Here is a 20,848-nt window from a genome sequence, read left to right as displayed (position 1 = left end):
AGAAGTTAACCAAGATTAAGGAATAAGCATGTTAGCATCGTTATGGGTTAGCAAAACCGGGCTTGACGCGCAGGAGCAGAATATTGATGTGATTGCCAATAACCTGGCAAACGTCAATACGACAGCGTATAAGCAGGGGCGAGCCAATTTTGAAGATTTGATTTATCAGAATGTTCGTCAGGCTGGTGCTCAATCTACGCAGAATACTCAAATTCCAACAGGTATTTATTTCGGTACCGGTGTGCGGTTAGCCTCTACTCAGAAAATTTTTACCCAGGGTAACATCGAGAACACATCAAATCCGTTTGACGTGGCAATCAGTGGAAGGGGTTTTTTCCAGGTATTATTGCCAAACGGCGATTTGGCTTATTCTCGCGATGGTACTTTCCAGCTTGATTCCCAGGGCCAGTTTGTTACCTCTAATGGTTATGTGCTCCAGCCGCCCATTATTGTGCCCCAGCAGGCTCAAAGCTTGACTATTGGTAATGACGGTACTGTATCGGTTGTGCTTTCCGGCAGTGCAATCCCGGCGCAGATTGGAACCATCCAGCTGACTGACTTTATCAACAACGGCGGTTTACAGCCGATTGGTCAGAACCTCTACCTTGAAACCCAGGCAAGCGGGCCTCCGCAAACCGATAACCCGGGCAACGCAGGTATGGGGATATTGCTTCAGGGTTCACTCGAGGCTTCAAACGTTAATGTGGTTGAAGAGCTTGTGGATATGATTCAGGCGCAGCGCAGTTACGAACTTAATGCTCGTGGTATTGAAACCGCGGATTCCATGATACAGTTCCTGATCCAAAACACATAATGAGAGACTGAAATGACTTTATTTCGTCTGGCTATAGGCTGTAGTCTGATCAGTTTACTTATCGGGTGTGAGGCGCTTCATCCGCCTGCACCTGATAAGGATCCCAGTTTCGCACCAACTTATCCTGTCATGCCCGATACGCGTGAGTCGCGCTTTGTTAATGGCGCCATTTATAATGCGGAAACTGCTTTGCCTCTGTTTGAAACACCGCGTGCACGACATCCTGGTGATATAGTGACTGTGGTACTGGTTGAAAAAACCGATGCCAAGAAACAGGCGACTAACCGTAGCCGTAAAAATGACACCATTAATGTCACTGTTCCGACTATTCTCAGTAAACCCGTTGAGCTGGGCGGCGGCTATGGTCTGGATATGAATATTAATGCCCGCCGTCAGTTTGATAGTGACGGGCAATCAGTACAGAACAATAAATTGGCCGGAAGCATTTCTGTAATCGTTTCAAAAGTTCTGGCTAACGGCAATATGGTGATTCAGGGCGAAAAATGGATTCAGATTAACCAGGGTAAAGAATTTGTTCGGTTATCCGGTATTATCAGACCCCAGGATCTTAAACCAGATAATTCCATTACTTCAGATCGGGTTGCCAACGCACGGATTTATTATGGCGGAACTGGTCAGCTTAATAATACCAACGCGCAGGGCTGGCTATCCCGTTTCCTGTGGGGACCATTATATTTCAGTTAAGCAGGCTGGGTCGTTTGACCCAACAAAACAGAATTTGACGGTAGTTATATATGGTGTTGGAATAGTTATCTGATATAGTATAAATATGAGAACAAAGGCAGGGTTGCAAAATGAATAGGCTGGTAGTAATAATTGCTGTGTGCTTTGGCCTGTTTGCAGTTCAGGCGAATGCCGAGCGGATTAAAGATGTTGCGACGCTTGCCGGCGTTCGCGTCAACCAGCTGGTAGGATACGGCCTTGTTGTCGGCCTTGATGGTTCTGGCGACCGTGCCGGAACCGCGTTTACTGAACAAAGTTTCCGCAATATGCTTGTTCAGCTTGGAATTAATATTCCACCCGGAACCAAATTAAACTCAAAAAACATTGCCGCAGTGATGGTAACAGCCGAACTGACCAGTTTTATGAAAAAAGGCCAGAATATTGATGTTAATGTTTCATCAATCGGCGATTCGCAGAGCTTGCGTGGCGGCACATTGCTACTTACTCCCTTGAAAGGAAGCGACGGCCGAGTTTATGCCATGGCGCAGGGCAATATTGTAGTTGTTGGTTTAAGCGTCAGCAGTGATGGTAATAATATTACGGTTAACGTGCCCAGCGGAGGACGAATTGCAAATGGTGCGACCGTTGAGGCTGATATTCCCAATCCTTTTTATTTTTCAAAACAATTAACTTATAACCTCCATACACCGGATTTCACCACTGCGCGCAGAATGAGCGATGCGATCAACCAGACTATGGGGCCTGGAACTGCCCATGCAGTTGATGCCGCCTCCGTAGAAATTACCGCTCCAAGGGTGGTATCACAACGCGTTGATTATGTTTCGGTACTGGAAAATATTGAATTTACGCCTGCTGAAGCAGAAGCTAAAATTGTTGTTAACGCGCGTACCGGAACAGTGGTTATTAACCGGCTTGTCAGAGTTAAACCTGCTGCGGTATCCCATGGTAATCTGGTGGTGACTATTAGCCAGAATCCGTTAATCAGTCAGCCAAATTCTTTTGGCGGCGGAGAAACAGTAATGGCGCCGCAGACTGATATTGAGTTAAACCAGACCAATGCGCGTAACTTTGTGTTTGATCCGGGTCCAACGCTACAGGAGATTGTAAAGGCTTTAAACTCTATTGGCGCGACGCCTGGGGATGTGATTGCTATTCTTGAGGCATTGAAACAAGCTGGTGCAATCAATGCTTCACTAATGGTTATATAATAAGAATAACAGGGGCGATTATGGCTATTAATGGAATTGCCGTAGGTGACTTTAGCGGGTTGCATGATTTAAAGCGGCAGGCTCAGGTGGATGCAAAAAAGGCTTTACCCGAGGTTGCCAAACAGTTTGAGACGATTTTTTTACAATCGATGATGAAAAGCATGAGGATGGGGCAACATTTTATTGATCAAAGCAGTCCTTTTCGCGGTAAACATGCCGAAACATTTCAGGACATGCTTGATGATAATTATGCCAGTAATATTGCTTCCGGCAAAGGCATTGGTTTTGCTTCTGCCCTGGTAAAACAATTGACGCGTCAGGTTGAGAGTACGCAAAAAGCGGCTGAGACTGAAATTAGTCATAAAATCGCTATGCCGGAAAAAACTGGCATAACTTTTGCATCGCAACCAGCAGTTCCTGCTGTGAATAAAGTTGCAACAGATGCGGCTCAGGTAGCGCCGGTTGAGGTGAGTCAGACAATTACTGACTTTGTTAAATCAATCTGGCCTTATGCCAAACAGGCTGCCAGTATGCTTGGACTTGATCCTAAATTGCTGGTTGCCCAGGCGGCCCTTGAGACTGGCTGGGGTAAATACGTTGCTAAAGACAGTGATGGCAGCACCAGTAATAACTTTTTTAATATTAAAGCGACCGATCAGGAAAAAAATAATTCGGTTAAAATTAAGACAACGGAGTTTATTGCCGATACACCTATCAAGTTGTCGGCGTTTTTTAAAAAATATCCAACAATTGGACACAGTTTTAACGATTACGTGTCTTTAATAAAAGGAAACAGCCGTTATGAGGATGCTTTGACGAATGCAGATAATCCAAAACGCTATGTTGAAGCTCTGCATGAGGCAGGTTATGCGACTGATCCAGACTACGCCAGCAAAATTATGTCGATTTATAATGGCGATGAATTAAACCAAATTGTAGGCCGGGTCGTTTCGGCTCAATAAAAGGTTAATAAACCACAGGAATGTTGGGTCAAATGACTCAACCACCCAAGCCCTTAAATAAGGAGTAGGTGTATGGCAGGTATATTAAGTATTGCGTCATCAGGTTTAAATGCATTCCAGCGGGCACTTGAAGTGACCGGTAATAATATTACTAATGTGAATAGCTCTGGCTATTCTCGCCAATCTATCGATTTCAGTCCGCGCACATCGCAACGTTATGCTGGCAGCTTTATTGGCAGCGGGGTTTTGGTTGGCGCTATTTACCGCAATGTCGATGAGTTCGCAAACCAGAAAGTCAGGGAAACAACAACAGTAAAAGCACAATATAACGTGTTTTATAATCAGGCAACTCAGGTCGACAGTTTACTTTCTCAGGACGGAACCAGTGTTGCAGTAAGTCTGCAAAAGTTTTTCAGCTCCATGAGCCAGCTTAATGAATCGCCAGACAGCATTACTTCACGCGATCTGTTGTTAAAGCAAAGTCAGCTGATGACAGAACAGTTTAAAACCATGCAAACCCGACTTAATGATTACCAGCAAAATAACGTTAATCAAATCGGGCAGGCTGTTGCTCAGGTTAATGCGATTACCAAAAATATTGCTGAATTGAATCAACAGATCACGCAGCAACGAAATTCGCCCGAACTGCTTGACCGCCGGGATGAATTACTGCGACAGCTTTCTGAATATACGGCAGTGACTGTGGTTGATCAGGGTGATGGTACAGTCAGCGTTGGTGTAGGAAGCGGCGAGGTGCTGGTAAGCGGCGGCCGTCAACGCGATCTGGGCGTCACGGTTAATCCTGATGGTTCAAACAGTCCACAGATTGTTATTAAAACAGACTCAGGCAGTATTGATATTACCAGTAGCATGAAGTCCGGCATGATTGGCGGTATGATCGATTATGACAAGGTGGTGTTGCAACAGGCTGGTAAAGTCCTGGGCCAGATGGCGGCAGGGTTTGCGCTGACTTTTAATGCTCAGCATACTACTGGTCTGGATATGAATAATCAGATCGGCAAGAATTTTTTTACGGATTATAACAGCGCCAGCATGAAATTATCCCGTTCGTTTGGAGCGCTTGATAATATCGGAACCGGCGTGCTGTCAGTGGAAATTTCTGATATAGGCCAGACTCAGTTAAGCGATTACGATATCACTGTAACAGATACTGCAACCAATCAGATCAGAGTAACGCGAAAATCAGATGGCCAGGTCACCATGATGAACTGGGCTGATACGCCTCCTGCGCCGCCTGCAGGAAGGATATCCTTTGATGGTCTGACCATTGACGTGGATAACATCGCAAACCTTGCTGACGGTGATAAATTCACTGTTGATCCTTTCCGTGACGCTGCCAATAAGCTGCAGGTGAAGCTCACAGATCCGCGCGAGATTGCTTTTGCATCCCCGGTTCGTACGCAGGCTGATATTGCCAATAAAGGTACAGGAGCAATTGCATTAGGCTCGATATTTGATACCAGCGGGGTGAATAAAGAATATCGGATAGAATTTATTTCTGATACGCAATATAACCTGGTCAATGTGACTGATTCCACAACGACCGGGCCTATGACATTTACACCCAATGCTGATAATGAAGTAATGATCCCCGATTCGGCTACTCCATCCTATTCGATTGTATTATCCGGTATTCCTAAAACGGGCGACGTTTTCACCTCCGCCTATAACAATGGCGGTTTTGGCGATAACAGGAACGGATTAGCTTTGGAAAACCTGCAACGAAGCAGATTTTTTGCCGGTGGATCAGAAACAGTCTTTGATCGTTATTCCAATTTGATTGGAGAGGTGGGAAGTCAGACAAATCAGGCTAAAATTCGCAGCGATGCTGCCGATATACTAAATAATCAGGCTGTGGACTACCGGGAAAGCAAGAGCGGAGTCAACCTGGATGAGGAAGCTGCAAATCTGTTACGCTACCAGCAAGCGTACCAGGCTGCAGGGCAATTACTGGCTGTATCTAACCAGATAATGCAATTCTTATATTCAGCAATGGGGGCATAATGCGTATTTCAAGCCAACAGATTTATTTACGTGGATTGCAAGGCATGCAGTCTCAGCAGGGGCAAGTCTTAAAATTGCAGCAGCAATTATCATCTGGTAAAAAAATCAGTTTGCCCTCTGATGATCCGATTGCCGCTTCAAAAATTAATTTAATGAAGCAGCGCATTTCCTCCTCAGAACGTCTGCAGGCAAATACTGATGCTTCTGAAAGCGCTTTGAAATTTGAGGAAAGTGCGCTCAGCAATCTGGTATTGACTGTTCAGCGTCTTCGTGAATTACAAGTTAATGCTGGCAATAGCGCATTGTCGCAGGAAAACAGAGAGGCAATAGGTAAAGAGGCTGCTGAACTGTTAAATCAGTTACAGGGCTTGGCAAATACTCAGGATAGCAATGGTTTTTACCTGTTTAGCGGCAGCAAGACTGGTGTGGAAGCCATCACCAAAGATAATGCGGGAAATTATATCTATAACGGTGATGATACTCAGCGTTATCAGATTGTAACCAGCGGTTTAACCGTTGCAACCAGCGACACTGGTTCTGATTTGTTTATGCGCATTCCTAATGGTAATGGCCGTTTCACGATCAGCCAGACAGCGACACCCAATGTGGGCAGCGCTGCTTTGACAACCGGCAGCGTTTATGATGAATCCGCTTATGTTGAAGATGATTATACCTTAAGCTTTACTCTTAATACCTCTAACCAGGTTGTGGTTATGGTTACTGGGGTAAACAGCGGTTCTGTGCTGCCGCCTTCCGGCAACCCGGACGATGCGCCTGTTTATCAGGCTGGGGCAGGGGTTAATTTTAATGGTATTCAGCTGACCATTAATGGCGATCCGCAACCTGGCGATTCATTTTCAATCAAACCTTCGACTAATGAGTCAATTTTCTCAACCGTTTCCAGAATGGTTCAGAACTTAAGGCAACCATTTGATTCTGCTACTGAACGTGCAGCTGTTACTACCGAAAATAATCAGATTCTGGCTCAACTTGATAGCGCTCTTGATAACTTGCTGACCTTCCAGGCAGGTGTCGGCGCACGCATGAATCAGCTTGATGTTGCGACAAATATTAATGAAGATGTTACTGAAACCAGTAAAACTATCTTAAGTTCACTGCAAGATACTGATCTGGCAGATGCCGCAGTAAAATTAAACCTGCAAATTATCTATCTGCAGGCGGCACAGCAAAGTTTTGCCCGAATTCAAGGTCTGACCGCATTTAATTATCTGAAATAATATCTGAACAAAATCCCACGTACCGCGGCTTGCCGCGGTACTCATTCTTATAAAACCAGCATACTGCTATAAACAATTGATATTGCTAAATAAGCAACTAATGGAATGATTTTTAAACAGAATTTGACAGTTGATCGCATTTTGAAAATCCTTTTTCGAATAACGGTCAATTAAAGATAGACTATCAAAACAAAAAATTACAAATAAGAATTAAAATTTTTTTTTGCGGGTCGAAGGAGTGTTGGGCTTTACAGCCCATAGCCGTCAAGTTAAGGAATTTTGTACATTTACTATGCTAACTTGTCATCCCCGCGAAGGCGGGGATCCATCCATCAAACAAGGGAAAGACTCAACTTGAGAGATGGATTCCCGCCTTCGCGGGAATGACAGCTTCCTTCCGTCCGAACGATGTTGTGTAATGTAGAAATTTAATTCCTAACTTGACGGCTATGGGCTGTAAAGCCCAAAACTCATTATTCTACCTGGAATCACGCTCATCTTTCCTCGTTTCAAGATGAATCCTGCGAAAAAATTTATGGATAGCTGGTGAAAGTAAAATAACAACAATGGCGATAAATGCAAGGCCGCTAAACAGAGCATATGATCCGGCGAAAATTTTTCCTGCGGTAGTTGCCATTGAATCTGCTGGGCCCATGCCTGATAGAATCATCGATGCATTGAGAAATGAATCCACCCAGGACATATGTTCAAATACATGATAACCAAGCATGCCAATAAATAAGGCGCCGGCGATCATACCAAATCCAATCAAGGTATTGCGCAGGACATGAGTATAAAACGATAATGGTTTATGTTTCATAGGCATCGTATGTATTAAACAGGTTTATAGTTAAAACTATCACACAATTAAAAAACGATTGTCAATATAACCTTTAGAGCCTCCATGCAGCGCCACGATTGATAATACTTGTTAGGCATATCAGAAAAAATATTATAAGATAATCAGGCAATTTTACACTTACTTAAGGATGATGTAATGCACTTGATCAGAATAATAACAGGATTTTCAGCGGTGATGCTAAGCTGCGGTTCTTATGCAACGGCAACACCAAAATTTACGATTACCCCGCTAACATCTACTACCCTAAGGGTATCTCAGAGTGATATAGCAGTGGTTAATTATCAGGTAACCAATAACACGCAAATAACCAGACAATTGACTATTCAGCCAATTACCGGCGTTGCTCAGATAACTGGCGGAGGGAATTGCAGTAGTCCTTTCACATTAGCTCCACATCAAAGCTGCACATTAAGTCTACGGATCAATGGCAGTCAAATGACTGGCAATATTAATGGGGGGCCAGTTGTATGTAAGACTTTCGGCTCGGGAAATAGTCAGCCTGATCCATTCCTTTGTTCGCAACCGGCAGTGTCTGGCGTATTGAATGTGACCTATCAACGACAATCTGGTTCCGTAAAATGTTGGGGAAGTAATACCGTTGGCCAGTTGGGAATAGGTAGTCTAACACCGCCAGCGTCCCCGCTTTACGCGCCCGATATCGCGGTTGTTAATTTAACAAACGCTGCTGAAATTAGTGCAGGAACAGGTTACGCTTGTGCATTGGCTACATCAGGTACCAGCGTATGTTGGGGAGCTAATAACGTTGGTCAATTAGGAGATAATAAACAAGGTACAGACAGTGCATCGCCAGTTTCAGTGCTGGGTGTGACGACCGCTACTCAGATCAGTGCGGGCGAAAACCACGCCTGTGTGGTTCTGGCGAGTGGTCAGGTCCAGTGTTGGGGACAAAATACTGACGGGCAGTTAGGTAATAATTCGACAATTACCAGCGCTTTCCCAGTGACTGTTTCCAATATAACGAATGCTATCGATGTTAGTGCTGGTCAAGGGCATACATGCGCTGTTTTGGCTACCGGCCAGGTTAATTGCTGGGGACTAAATACCGAGGGTCAACTTGGCGACGGTTCTAATAATCCCAGTTTGGTGCCTGTACAGGTTACAGGAATTGACAATGCGATTGCTGTTACCTCAGCGTCAAATACCTCATGTGCACTGTTAAGCACTGGAACTGTGAAGTGCTGGGGCTACAATGCTCAGGGCCAGCTTGGTAATGGCGTTCCTGTACCCGGAGCTTCAAGCAATGTACCAGTCGATGTAATTGCTCTTTCTAATGTTAAGGCTATTAGTGGTCGTGGTGATCATGTGTGTGGTCTGATAAATGACGGAACAATCAAATGCTGGGGAATAAATGGTGTGGGCCAATTGGGTAACGGTGATGCTCCAAACGATAATTCAACGCCGACTTTCGTTGTTGGGCTTGACGGCAGTACCATTACCGGTGCCATCGGGGTCAGTTCGGGTCTTGTCCATGCCTGCGCATTACTCAGTAGCGGTCAGATGCAATGTTGGGGAGAAAATGTTGCTGGTCAATTGGGTATTGGAAACAACGATGGTAATGTTTATGACATTGCGCAAATGGTCATAGGGAATCTCGGTATTGGGCTAAGACTTCTGGAGCATGTTTCTGACGATATCAGTTGTGCCATTGTCCAGTAGTATTTATTGTTCGAGCTGATCTAACAGGCGAGTTGCAATAACTCGCCTAACCATTACCATTAATGCTTCTTGGCCAGAAACCAGGGAATAACGGCAAATACTATTAAACCACCCGCTAAAAACAGCTCATAAATAGTTACATTGCCTACAGGGATCTGAGCAGGCGGAACAAAACCGATTATCATCGCAACAAGGCAACAGATCAATCCGGTACCTGCAACCAGCCACATCATAAAGTTGCCGCCTGGAATACGGTAAGCACGAGGCTGGTCGGGTTGGCTGTAACGTAATTTGATTGCAGCAGCAAACATAAAGACATACACCAGCAATGCCATTTGCGCGCACAAATCACTTAATAGCAAATAGGCTGCGTTAATTGAATCAAATAAAATAAATAAAGTGCTTAGCAGGGTAAAGATAATGCCTTGCAACACAAGAATGGCAACAGGTGCGCCATGTTTATTCACCTGACCAAGACGAGGAGGCAGGGAACCATCACGCGCTGAAACCAGCAAGCCTTTAGTCGGGCCAATTATCCAGGCGGAAACGCCGCTTAAACCACCTAAAATAATTAAAACGGCAATCACTTTGGTCATCCAGGGCATGTGATAGGCATTAAAAAATACGGCAAAAGCGTCAACAAGACCAGATACGACACTTAACTGACTATTGGGTACAACAATAACAATCGCAAGCGAACTGAATACCAGCGTTGCGAAAATCAGGATAATTGAATAAAGAATGGCGCGTGGATAATCACGTTGCGGATTCTTTACCTCTTCAGCGTGCACAGCCGACATTTCCATACCGATAAGCCCAAACAGGACCACCGAAAACAGCGACAGATTTGCAAAGGAACTAAAATCAGGAAGCCAGCTTGTTGTGGTATCTATTGCCAAAGGATAACCTTGGCTAATCCAGGTAATGCCAAGCACGATAATACCCAGCATGGGTAAAATAGTACCTATAATGGCGCCAACTATACTGACCAGGCTTGATAATCTCATACCAAAACAGTTAACTACAGTGAAAATCCAGAATAAACTGATCACAGTGAATAGCAGATAGAATTTATTGTTGGCCAGTTCCGGTGCAAACAGATAAGAGAGGGTAGCGGCGATAAAAGCCAGAATCGTGGGATACCAGACAACATTATATATCCATTGTAACCAGATGGTAATAAAACCGGCACGCCGGCCAAATGCTTCTCTTACCCAGACATAAAGCCCGCCGGTATTGGGATAGGCGGTGGCAAGTTCAGCGGCTACCAGCGCAACCGGAATAAAAAAAGCAAGTGCAGCAATAATATAATACGAAATAAGCGGCAAACCGAGCTTTGCACTGATAGGCAAGGTGCGCAGGCTATCTACAGCTATGACATTAATCATAACCAGAGAAAAGACTGACAGAACTTTTTTCGAAGGCTGCATTAAAAATCCTTATGTAACTAAATTCAGGGACTGCACGGATAAACAAAAGGAAATACAGCCCAACATAAGTTGGGTCGTTTCGACCCAACAATATTATTTATCAGGGTATTCGAGTCTACTTTCGTAGAACCTGAAAGGCTGTATTTTATAGATTATGCCAGATTACGCAACACATATTGTAATATTCCACCATTACGGTAGTACTCTAGCTCATTGGCAGTATCAATGCGGCATAACACATTGATTTCCAGCCGATCGCCATTCTGACGCGTAATCACCAGTGGAATCTTCGCGCCTGGTTTTAACTGATCGCTAACCGGAATGCTAATTCGCTCGCTGCCGTCCAATTGCAATGTTTTACGGGTTGTGCCGTCTTCAAACTGCAATGGCAGAATACCCATACCAATCAGGTTAGAGCGGTGGATACGTTCGAAGCTTTCAGTAATTACTGCCTTGACGCCTAACAGGTTAGTACCTTTGGCGGCCCAGTCGCGTGAGGAGCCAGTGCCATATTCCTTACCGGCAATGATTACCAATTGCTGGCGATCGGCCTGGTAGCGCATGGCAGCATCATAAATAGACATGACTTCATCAGTTGGTACATAGCGTGTGACGCCGCCTTCAACGCCTGGCGTCATTTCGTTACGAATACGGATATTGGCAAACGTGCCTCGCATCATCACTTCATGGTTGCCGCGGCGTGATCCATAAGAGTTAAAGTCTGCTTCGCTGACGCCTTTCGATTTCAAGTAAAGGCCCGCGGGTGAATTCGCTTTGATTGAACCCGCTGGTGAAATATGGTCAGTAGTAATGGAATCGCCAAGCAGGGCAAGAATAAAGGCATCCTTGATGGGCTTGATAGCCTCCGGTTGCTCCGGCAGATTTTCAAAAAAGGGCGGATGCTGGATATAAGTCGAATTCGGATTCCACTCATAAGTAGTCCCGGTACCGACTTTAATAGCCTGCCATTGCTCATCCCCTTTGAAAACTTCGGCATATTCTTTTCTGAACATTGAACCCGTTACTTTTGCCACTTCGGCTGCTACTTCGGCATTAGTGGGCCAGATATCTTTCAGATAAACCGGGTGGCCGTCCTGATCGTTGCCAATTGCCTCTTTACCGAGATCGATAGTTGTCGTACCGCATAAGGCGTAAGCAACAACCAGTGGCGGAGAAGCCAGCCAGTTAGCCCGAACTTGCGGATGTACCCGGCCTTCAAAATTACGGTTGCCTGATAATACCGAACTGACAACGAGATCGTGTTCATTAATTGCCGCGGCAATTGCGTCAGGCAATGGGCCAGAGTTACCAATACAGGTTGTACAACCGTAACCAACCAGATTAAAGCCGAGTTTGTCGAGATAAGTCTGGAGGCCGGCATTTTTCAAATAGTCAGTCACTACTTTTGAACCGGGAGCCAAGGACGATTTTACCCACGGTTTACGGGTTAAGCCTTTTTCAACGGCCTTTTTGGCGACCAGACCGGCAGCCATCAATACGCTTGGATTGGAGGTATTGGTACAGCTGGTAATCGCTGCAATAACAACATGGCCATGGCGCAGGTCATAATCGTGGCCTTTGACCGGGAAATTACGATCGCTTTCATTTTCTTTGCCGCTCTCCTTCAGGAAATTTGTAAATTCCTGAGTCAGTGTAGCAAGATTTACCTTATCCTGCGGGCGTTTTGGGCCAGCCAGAGAGGGTTCGACAGTATTGAGATCAAGCGCAAGCGTATCGGTAAATACCGGCTCTTCGGAATGCGCGTCATACCACATGCCCTGTGCTTTGCAATACGCTTCAACTAACGCGACAGTGTGCTCATCACGTCCGGTTAATTGCAGATAGCGTAAGGTTTCACCATCAACCGGGAAAAATCCACAGGTTGCGCCATATTCAGGCGCCATATTGGAAATAGTTGCGCGATCAGCCAACGGCAGAGAAGCCAGACCGGGGCCATAGAATTCGACAAATTTACCAACCACTCCTTTTTTTCTGAGCATTTGGGTAACAGTCAATACCAGGTCAGTCGCCGTTATGCCCTCACGCAGTTGGCCGGTCAGTTTAAAACCAATGACTTCTGGAATCAGCATGGATACCGGTTGGCCAAGCATGGCAGCTTCTGCTTCAATACCGCCGACTCCCCAGCCCAATACGCCAAGTCCGTTCACCATCGTTGTATGCGAGTCAGTTCCAACCAGTGTATCGGGATAAGCATAATGTTTGCCGTCTTCTTCGTTGCTCCAGACGGTTTGGGCCAGATATTCAAGGTTAACCTGGTGACAGATTCCTGTTCCGGGCGGTACTACGCGGAAATTGGCGAATGATTTCTGTCCCCACCGCAGAAACTCATAACGTTCCTTGTTGCGTTCAATCTCGATTTCGGTATTGATTTGCATGGAGTCAGCAGTACCAAATTTATCAACCATTACTGAATGGTCAATGACCAGATCAACAGGCGACAGAGGAGAAATTTTTCGGGCATCGCCGCCCATTTTTTCCAGTGCAGTACGCATGGCCGCCAAATCAACCACTGCCGGAACACCGGTAAAATCCTGCATCAGAACACGGGCAGGGCGGTAGGCAATTTCGTGTTGTGAGGTTTTGGTCTCGAGCCAATGAGCAATCGCTTTAATATCAGTTGTTGTAACTGTATTGCCGTCTTCAAAACGAAGCAGGTTTTCAAAAAGCACCTTGAGTGAATAAGGCAGGCGTGAAATCCCTTTAAAATGTTTTTTCTCAGCCTCTGGCAGACTGTAATAATGATATGTCTTGCCATCCACTTGTAATTGGCATTGAGTTGACAGGCTGTCTTGACCTACTTTCATAACCGACTCCTGGAATCAAAAGATTTATCATAGCCTAAAATCAGTAAATATTCATGGGCTTCAATGGGCAATTTAAAGAAAATTATTTTTTTTGGTAAAAAATTAAGCAAAATTTAAAACCTTTGCTAGACTTTAAAGATTATGCCTGTTTTTGTATTGGCGCGATTTTGCTATCGCCAACCTGGCACACTTCTTGCTGTGCATTGGTGATACTAAAGGAGTGTGACTATGATTAATCTGATCCAAGCTGCAATAACTAAACTAACCGCCGAAAATGCATCGGTAATCTCAGGTTCGGATGCTGAGGCAGCCGGAACTGATGCATTACCTTTTAAAGGCGTAATGAATAAGTTGCTGCAGGAAGAATCAGGTAAAGAGGGTGAAAATTTGCTCGGTACAACAACGGCTGACGAACAATTAACCCTGTCAGGCGAAGAAAACCTGGTGGATGAAGCTATTCAGTTAGTCAGTGATCAGGCCGGGTTGGCGACTGAGGATGACGGCAAGGATTTAGAGCTTACCCCGCAGGAAAGCGCTTCTCTGGTATGGCTAATGAGCCATTATGAACAACAGCCGGTACAGCAACAATCTGTTGCTCAGGTCAACACCGAACAGCAGCAGGTTATTGAGGAGCTGCCGGCACAAACAACAGTCAACCCACTTTTGAACAAGTTAAATTCAAAGGCTAATTCAAATACAGATGCCGATTTAACTTTGAGCCAGAATAATAGTCAGGCGAGTTCGCTTGAAGAGGCTGTGGATGCTGCTTTGCCAAAGACGGCGGATGCCAAAGCAGAAATATTGAAAGAGCCCGTAACTCAAGCTGCTCAAAAAACAGTGGTTGAGAATGTTGTAGTCGCTGATGAGATTGCAATGGCGAGCGCTGATAAAGGCGACAAAAAATTGTCGCTTGATACCCAGACATCCAGCCAGCCAGTGGTTGCCGCACCAACGGTGAATCGTCAGGAAACAGCGCCTGTACAAGCGTCAGAGCCTAAAAAGCTTGAAATCCCAACCAATGTTTCCTCACGCGACTGGAGCGACAAATTTAACCAGAAGATTGTCTGGATGGGGCAACAGAAAATTGACAGTGCCGTAATTAAGCTCAATCCACAGGATCTGGGGCCTATTGAGGTCAAAATTCATGTTAATGCGGATAATAATGCCCAACTGAATATAACCGCCCATACCCATCAGGTGCGTGATATGATTGAGCAAGCTATCCCTCGTCTAAAAGATATGATGAACGATCAGGGGGTAAACCTCGCAAACGTAAATGTCGAGTCCAATGCTAACCAACGCCAGATGGCTTCACAGCAGCAGGAAAGCGGCAATGGCGGTAATAACAGCCAGAGCGCGTTCCAGATTGGTGATGATGACCATGTCCTGGGCGAAACAAGCTTGCCTAAATCAGGCAACGGCATGATAGATTATTTCGCATAATAGGTGCAGGCTGGGCTGTAAAGCCCGGCACTCTCTATCTTCTTAAAACGGTAAACTATTCCCGGTAACGATAAAACTTGCTGCTATTCCTGCCGCAAGACCAAACAAATGGCCTTCCCAGGACACACCTTTTGCCCGTGGAAAAATCCCCAGAAAAATACCGGCAAAGTAGTAAATGCAAATTGCGCCGAGAATAAGGGCGGTAAGTGTTCCCTGATTGTAAACATCCGTTACCAGCAATCCCCAATACCCGGTAATAACCGCGCTTGCACCAACATGAACGCCGGGTTTGGCAAAACACCAGATTAAAACTCCGCTGATTAAAGTGATCACCGCAGTTACTGCCAGAAAATAGTTTAAACCATCAATCAGCAAAAAATTACTTAAAACGATAAGCGGAATGGTATTGAAAAACAGGTGATTAAAATTAGCGTGGAGCAAGGGCGCAAACACAATTCCCGGTAAACCTGATAAATGTCGCGGGCGTATACCAAGATAAAGCAGGCGATAGCCCGATAACGCTTCCAGAAAAAAAGCGCCCCAGAGTACAATAAGTATACCAGCCAGAACCGGGTAGTTTTCTCGGGTATGATGAATGATTTCAACCATACTTGAATTTAATTCATCCAGCGTAATCATAAATTTTATACTCCTTTACCAATTATTTTACAGCTCAAACGGCCTTTGGCTAATCGTAAATCAATAGTGTCGCTCAATTCAACCTGATCTGCTGCAAAAAGGACACTGTCATTATGTGTTGCAATGCTGTATCCGCGTTGAAGCGTGGCTAACGGGCTGACAGTATGGAGTTTGGCAAGTTGCTTCTGGAAATGATGGGAGGCGGTTTCGTAATGGTGTCTGATTGCCTGAACCAGTTGTTGCTGTTGCAGAATAATCCGGGCCTGAGCCTGATGAAGACAGACAATTGGATTTTTGGCATGTAAAGCAGCATTGCCCAGATGCAGACGGTGGCGATTGCGGTTAATTTGAGCCTGTAATTGCTGATGCAGGCGCCGTTCAAGATAATCAAGTGTTTGCCAGTGGCTTGAAATGATATGCTCAGGTGATGTGAGTTTGGCTAGCTGATGCGATAAAATAAATTGTTGGTGCCTGATTTTGCTCGCCATGGCAGTCTGAATACGATTTATCAACCCGGAAAAGCAATCATGCAGCTCAATTTTATCCGGCGTTACTGTTTCGGCTGCAGCTGTTGGAGTAGCTGCCCGTAAATCAGCCACAAAATCGGCAATGGTAAAATCAGTTTCATGGCCAACGCCCGATACTATCGGTATTCGGCTGTTCGCAATGGTTAATGCCAATTGTTCATCATTAAAAGCCCACAAGTCTTCAATACTGCCACCGCCGCGTGCCAGAATCATCACCTCTGCCAGGCCATCGATATTAGCCTGATTAATTGCTTTGGCAATCCGCACGGCTGCATCTTTGCCCTGTACCTCAGTGGGATATACATAAACATGGGCTATTGGAAAACGGCGGGCGAGTGTACTAAGGATATCTTTAATTGCCGCGCCGGTTGCCGAGGTAACAACGGCGATGGCTGAAGGAAGACGAGGGATAGGGCGTTTACGCGCCTGAGCAAACAGGCCCTGTTGTTCAAGTCTGGCTTTCAGCAATTCAAATTGCCGATACAATTCGCCTAAACCTGCCGAGGTTAATTCCTGAACAATTAATTGATAATCCCCACGTGCTTCATACAGGCTCAATCTCCCTCTGGCGATTACTTGCTGTCCATTATCAAACTGGCGCGTTTCCCGGGTATGATGGTTACGAAAGAAGACACAACGTATCTGAGCCTGATCATCCTTTAAAGTAAAATACAGATGCCCCGAAGCCGGTTTCGCCAGATTCGACAATTCCCCGGCAACCTGTACCTCACCCACATCATATTCAAGCAAAGACCGAATCTGGCGATTGAGTTGCGAAACAGTAAGGTAATTTGGTTGAGCAGATTGAATTTCCACAATAAATCAATGTTGGCAAAGAGTGGCATGAGTGTACAATGAAAAGCGTACTCAAAACCAGTAGGTTGAGTTCAAGCCTACTTTAATGAAAAATAGGGAGTAGCCTTGATGCAGCGAAGCGTAATCAAGGTATAGGCTTTTTGCAAACACGCATGAAATCATCCTGACGCTACCAGATGCTATCCCTGGCATCAGAGGGTGTGCAAAGAGCTTTTAAAGGAAAGGGATTACTGGAGAGATTGGTACTGGTTCTTACTCCCCCAGGGAAGAGGGGAAAACCTTGATTTCACTTCGCTCCATCAAGGCTACTACCTAAACTGGATATTCGTATAATAATCAACGGGGGAATTAAATAGATGCTGGCGGAGAGAGAGGGATTCGAACCCTCGATACGTTGCCGTATACACACTTTCCAGGCGTGCGCCTTCGACCGCTCGGCCACCTCTCCAGCGCCGCAAGGATAACGGGTTGATATAAAAAAATCAATCTTTTATTGATGCAAAACTTTAAATGCGGGCCACGGCTCGCACAATTTATCCAGTGTGTATATAATTGTATAATCAAGCCCAAAGGAGATGGACGATGTTTAAGCGCATACTATTATTGTTTACTCTGGTTGTATTCACTACATCTGTCATGGCTTTCCAGTGTTTTTTTACTTTGGCAAAGGATAATTGCTGGACTAATTATCAAGTGACGGTTGTTGCCAGCGATGCTGAAACGGATGATATATTAGCGACTATCCAGATTCCTAAAGGCAAGCAATGGAACAGGCAGGCATTCGATTGCGAACCTTCACAGAAGATAAAGTTTACTGCAACCTTCTCTCCAACTATCTGGCAGGGGCAGGAGGATATGAAATATACTGGACTCCAATTCTGGTCATTGCCCGATAAAATCAAAGGTCCCATTTCTGCATGGGTGGTTCCTATCTGTTTCGCAAGTGATTTTGGCCAGGTTCCTTTACCGCCTACGGCAATCAGCTCTTGTACCTGCGACTTCAAGGCAATTCCACCTGTTCCTCCATTATGATTTAACGGCAAAAGGGTGTATGCTTGAGGAAAGCAACAAGATGTGGGTGTTAAGGTGATTAGTTTACGACAAAAAATTGCGCAGATGCTTCTTATTGGCTTTAATGGTACTGAAATTAATGAGTCCAGTCCTGTAAGCCAATGGTTGCTCAACGATGGATTAGGCGGCGTCATTCTTTTTGATTATGATCTTGCTAATGCTCGGCAAGGAAAAAATCTGGTAAATCAGATGCAAATTATTCATCTTAACCGCATGTTGAATCACTTTTCCCACAATTCTGCAACAGGTAAACAACTGCCGCTTTTTATTGCCATCGACTATGAAGGCGGCGCGGTTGATCGCCTCGCCAAAATTGAAGGTTGCATGCAGACCAAATCACCGGAACAAGCTGCTAACCTGCCTTCAGGCCAAAAACATGCGTATTGGCTGGAAATGGCCGAAACCTTAAAGTTTCTTGGTTTTAACCTGAATTTTGCACCAGTTGTCGATCTTAATTTAACCACCGAGTCTGGCATTATTGGCCGTTTAGGAAGAAGTTTTGGCGCTGGCAGCCAGGAAGTGGTGAAAAATGCCAACGAGTTTGTAAAAATTTTCGCTGATCTCGGTATTACCTGCTGCTATAAACATTTCCCTGGCCATGGCAGCGCCAGCGGGGACACGCATCTTGGATTTGTCGATGTCACCGATACGTTTGATGCAGATGAACTGGTTCCCTATACGGCATTATCACAGTCTGATGAGGCTACCGCCATGATAATGACGGCGCATGTCATTAACCGTAATCTTGATCCAGACGGGCTGCCGGCAACGTTATCCAAACCGATTTTATCAGGTCTGCTACGTCAGCAATTGGGTTTTGATGGCGTCATTATCAGCGATGACTTGCAAATGAAGGCTATAAGTGATCATTACCCGCTGAAAGAAGCATTGGCAATGACTATTAATGCCGGCGCTGATATGGTCATTATTGCCAATCAACTGGGAGAGATTAGCGCTCCGGAAGTGATTGACACAATCGTTGATTTGGTCAATGATGGCGTGATTACGGTCAGCAGGATAGAGCAGGCGTTTGCGCGTATTGCCAGATTGAAGCAGACACAAAGCGAATTGGCGTAGGTTTGGCCTTCGAGAGCTTCCCCGTATTCGCGGGGACGACAAATTTTTTTGGCTTGCTTTTAAATCCCTGTATGATAAAATATATATCCCATTGAACAATAATTAGGCATATCTAATGAATAGTGCGTATTATCCTGCCAACAGTTTCGTTATTCCCTCCATTAATTATTGTTCTCGCTGTTGTTGCTGCTAATCTTTTTCATTTCCCTTTGATTTAATTGCAAATATCCATATTTTACAGGTATAAAATTATGTGCGCACAAACCAGGCGGCAACCAAGGCTATGGCTTAATCCTTTCTTTTTATATTCAGTAATGATCCTGCTAGGTATTGCCAGCGGTTTATCTAACATAGGATTCATTCAGGCTTTCGGGCTTTTTATTTCTGATTTGTTTATCCGTATTTTCAAATGCATCAGTTTGCCGATTATCGCTTTATCAATCATTGTGACCTTATCTAACTATAAGACTGACGGTACTATGGGTACTGTCTGGCGGCGGTCTATGACTTATACGCTGGGAACAACCATGGTTGCGGCGATGATTAGCTGTCTTTTATATATCTTTATTCATCCCAGCATGGTTGAGGTGATTAACCGGCATGTGGAAGCGCCTAAAGCCGGGCAGTTCAGTTATTTTGAGCATATTAGCAGCCTGATTCCTACAACCATGCTTTCTCCCTTTATTGAAAATCAGGTAATGGGCGTTCTGTTAATTGGTATTGTCTTTGGTATTGCTATCCGCTTTATCCCTGATCCGGACTCACGACAGGCAGTTACTGCTTTCTTTAAGGGATTGCACAGTCTGTTAATGGTAATTACCGGTTGGGTAATTGCAATTATTCCAATAGGTCTTTACGGTTTTATCACTGCGACAGTGGTACAGCTGCAACATGGAATGGCCATTAAGGGAATAGGGGAGTATCTGTTAATTATTGTTCTGGCTAACCTTATTCAGGGCTTTGTCGTCTTGCCGCTATGGCTGAAAACCCAGGGCATCAGGCCGTTTGCAGCAATGAAGGGCATGTTACCGGCATTATCGGTTGCTTTCTTTTCAAAATCCTCAGTTGGAACTTTACCCGTGACGATGGAAACGGCTGAGAGAAATCTTAATGTAAGGCCTGAAATCAGCCGTTTTGTCCTTCCGCTCTGCACAAGTCTTAATATGAATGGCTGCGCGGCGTTTATTTTTGCCACAGTTATTTATTTAATGCAAAACCATGGCATAGCTGTTTCACTGCCAATGATGGGATTGTGGGTGATCATAGCTACTATTGCCGCCATCGGTAACGCCGGTGTGCCTATGGGCTGTTTTTTCCTCAGTGCGAGCCTGTTAGCCAGCATGAATATACCTATTACTCTGATGGGAATTATCTTGCCATTTTATACCTTAATCGACATGCTGGAGACGGCATTGAATGTCTGGTCTGATTCCTGTGTTGCCAAAGTAGTGAATGAGAAATTGAATGACGATGAAGGTTCAGAATTAATCGTTGTTGCGGAAAAAGCGTAGGTTGGGTCATTTTGACCC

16 protein-coding genes and 1 tRNA gene are annotated in these 20,848 nt (G+C 45.0%); 11 read left to right on the top strand and 6 right to left on the bottom strand.

The genetic code is table 11. From position 1 onward, the window contains the following. The first annotated feature begins 28 nt into the window (after positions 1 to 28). The 6 genes from flgG (at position 29) to flgL (ending at position 6,952) form a co-directional block, all read left to right on the top strand. A complete protein-coding gene (flgG, locus tag ACFORL_RS01495) occupies positions 29 to 814 on the top strand; it encodes a flagellar basal-body rod protein FlgG (RefSeq protein WP_382340404.1) in 786 nt (261 codons plus the stop codon). A 12-nt stretch (positions 815 to 826) separates the two neighbouring features. Continuing rightward, complete coding sequence (locus ACFORL_RS01490; RefSeq protein ID WP_382340402.1) at positions 827 to 1,519, top strand: flagellar basal body L-ring protein FlgH; 693 nt, start codon at positions 827 to 829, stop codon at positions 1,517 to 1,519. A 110-nt stretch (positions 1,520 to 1,629) separates the two neighbouring features. Then, entirely contained in the window at positions 1,630 to 2,727 is a 1,098-nt protein-coding gene (locus ACFORL_RS01485; protein WP_382340400.1) for a flagellar basal body P-ring protein FlgI, read from the top strand. A gap of 20 nt (positions 2,728 to 2,747) precedes the next feature. Further along, positions 2,748 to 3,689, top strand: a complete 942-nt coding sequence (flgJ, locus tag ACFORL_RS01480; protein ID WP_382340398.1) for a flagellar assembly peptidoglycan hydrolase FlgJ — start codon at positions 2,748 to 2,750, stop codon at positions 3,687 to 3,689. A 72-nt stretch (positions 3,690 to 3,761) separates the two neighbouring features. Continuing rightward, positions 3,762 to 5,714: a flagellar hook-associated protein FlgK gene (gene flgK / locus ACFORL_RS01475; protein WP_382340396.1), complete on the top strand. Its 1,953-nt coding sequence runs from the start codon at positions 3,762 to 3,764 to the stop codon at positions 5,712 to 5,714. Continuing rightward, positions 5,714 to 6,952, top strand: a complete 1,239-nt coding sequence (gene flgL / locus ACFORL_RS01470) for a flagellar hook-associated protein FlgL (protein ID WP_382340394.1) — start codon at positions 5,714 to 5,716, stop codon at positions 6,950 to 6,952. Before flgK ends, flgL begins: the two co-directional genes overlap by 1 nt. A gap of 478 nt (positions 6,953 to 7,430) precedes the next feature. Here the strand turns inward: flgL and ACFORL_RS01465 are convergent, their stop codons facing one another. After that, positions 7,431 to 7,772 (bottom strand): hypothetical protein, encoded by a 342-nt coding sequence (locus tag ACFORL_RS01465; RefSeq protein WP_382340392.1) that lies wholly within the window; start codon positions 7,770 to 7,772, stop codon positions 7,431 to 7,433. A gap of 177 nt (positions 7,773 to 7,949) precedes the next feature. On the opposite strand from ACFORL_RS01465, the gene ACFORL_RS01460 reads away from it, so the two are divergent. Beyond that, positions 7,950 to 9,491, top strand: a complete 1,542-nt coding sequence (locus tag ACFORL_RS01460; protein ID WP_382340389.1) for an RCC1 domain-containing protein — start codon at positions 7,950 to 7,952, stop codon at positions 9,489 to 9,491. A 59-nt stretch (positions 9,492 to 9,550) separates the two neighbouring features. On the opposite strand, the gene ACFORL_RS01455 is transcribed toward ACFORL_RS01460, so the two are convergent. Together ACFORL_RS01455 and acnA are read right to left on the bottom strand one after the other, a co-directional pair. Next, positions 9,551 to 10,921 (bottom strand): APC family permease, encoded by a 1,371-nt coding sequence (locus ACFORL_RS01455; RefSeq protein WP_382340387.1) that lies wholly within the window; start codon positions 10,919 to 10,921, stop codon positions 9,551 to 9,553. 152 nt (positions 10,922 to 11,073) lie between these two features. Then, positions 11,074 to 13,746, bottom strand: a complete 2,673-nt coding sequence (gene acnA / locus ACFORL_RS01450; RefSeq protein WP_382340385.1) for an aconitate hydratase AcnA — start codon at positions 13,744 to 13,746, stop codon at positions 11,074 to 11,076. Between the two features lie 228 nt (positions 13,747 to 13,974). On the opposite strand from acnA, the gene ACFORL_RS01445 reads away from it, so the two are divergent. Beyond that, entirely contained in the window at positions 13,975 to 15,189 is a 1,215-nt protein-coding gene (locus tag ACFORL_RS01445) for a flagellar hook-length control protein FliK (RefSeq protein WP_382340383.1), read from the top strand. Between the two features lie 42 nt (positions 15,190 to 15,231). Here the strand turns inward: ACFORL_RS01445 and ACFORL_RS01440 are convergent, their stop codons facing one another. The 3 genes from ACFORL_RS01440 to ACFORL_RS01430 form a co-directional block, all read right to left on the bottom strand. Next, on the bottom strand, positions 15,232 to 15,828 hold the full coding sequence (locus ACFORL_RS01440) for a rhomboid family intramembrane serine protease (protein ID WP_382340381.1): 597 nt from the start codon (positions 15,826 to 15,828) through the stop codon (positions 15,232 to 15,234). A 5-nt stretch (positions 15,829 to 15,833) separates the two neighbouring features. After that, positions 15,834 to 17,171, bottom strand: coding sequence for an exodeoxyribonuclease VII large subunit (gene xseA / locus ACFORL_RS01435; RefSeq protein ID WP_382340379.1), 1,338 nt, complete (start codon positions 17,169 to 17,171; stop codon positions 15,834 to 15,836). 360 nt (positions 17,172 to 17,531) lie between these two features. Then, positions 17,532 to 17,619 (bottom strand) — tRNA-Ser (locus ACFORL_RS01430). 134 nt (positions 17,620 to 17,753) lie between these two features. Here ACFORL_RS01430 and ACFORL_RS01425 point away from each other — a divergent pair. The 3 genes from ACFORL_RS01425 to ACFORL_RS01415 all read left to right on the top strand — a co-directional run bounded on the left by ACFORL_RS01425 (position 17,754) and on the right by ACFORL_RS01415 (position 20,830). After that, positions 17,754 to 18,203, top strand: a complete 450-nt coding sequence (locus ACFORL_RS01425; protein ID WP_382340377.1) for a hypothetical protein — start codon at positions 17,754 to 17,756, stop codon at positions 18,201 to 18,203. A 54-nt stretch (positions 18,204 to 18,257) separates the two neighbouring features. Then, entirely contained in the window at positions 18,258 to 19,319 is a 1,062-nt protein-coding gene (locus tag ACFORL_RS01420; protein ID WP_382340375.1) for a glycoside hydrolase family 3 protein, read from the top strand. Positions 19,320 to 19,570: 251 nt separating this feature from the next. Next, on the top strand, positions 19,571 to 20,830 hold the full coding sequence (locus ACFORL_RS01415; RefSeq protein ID WP_382340374.1) for a dicarboxylate/amino acid:cation symporter: 1,260 nt from the start codon (positions 19,571 to 19,573) through the stop codon (positions 20,828 to 20,830). Positions 20,831 to 20,848 lie beyond the last annotated feature (18 nt).

The organism is Legionella dresdenensis, assembly GCF_042649825.1.
Classification (GTDB): Bacteria; Pseudomonadota; Gammaproteobacteria; order Legionellales; family Legionellaceae; genus Legionella_C; species Legionella_C dresdenensis.
Note: the sequence above shows the minus strand (reverse complement) of the source record. Positions and strands in the feature narration are given on the sequence as shown.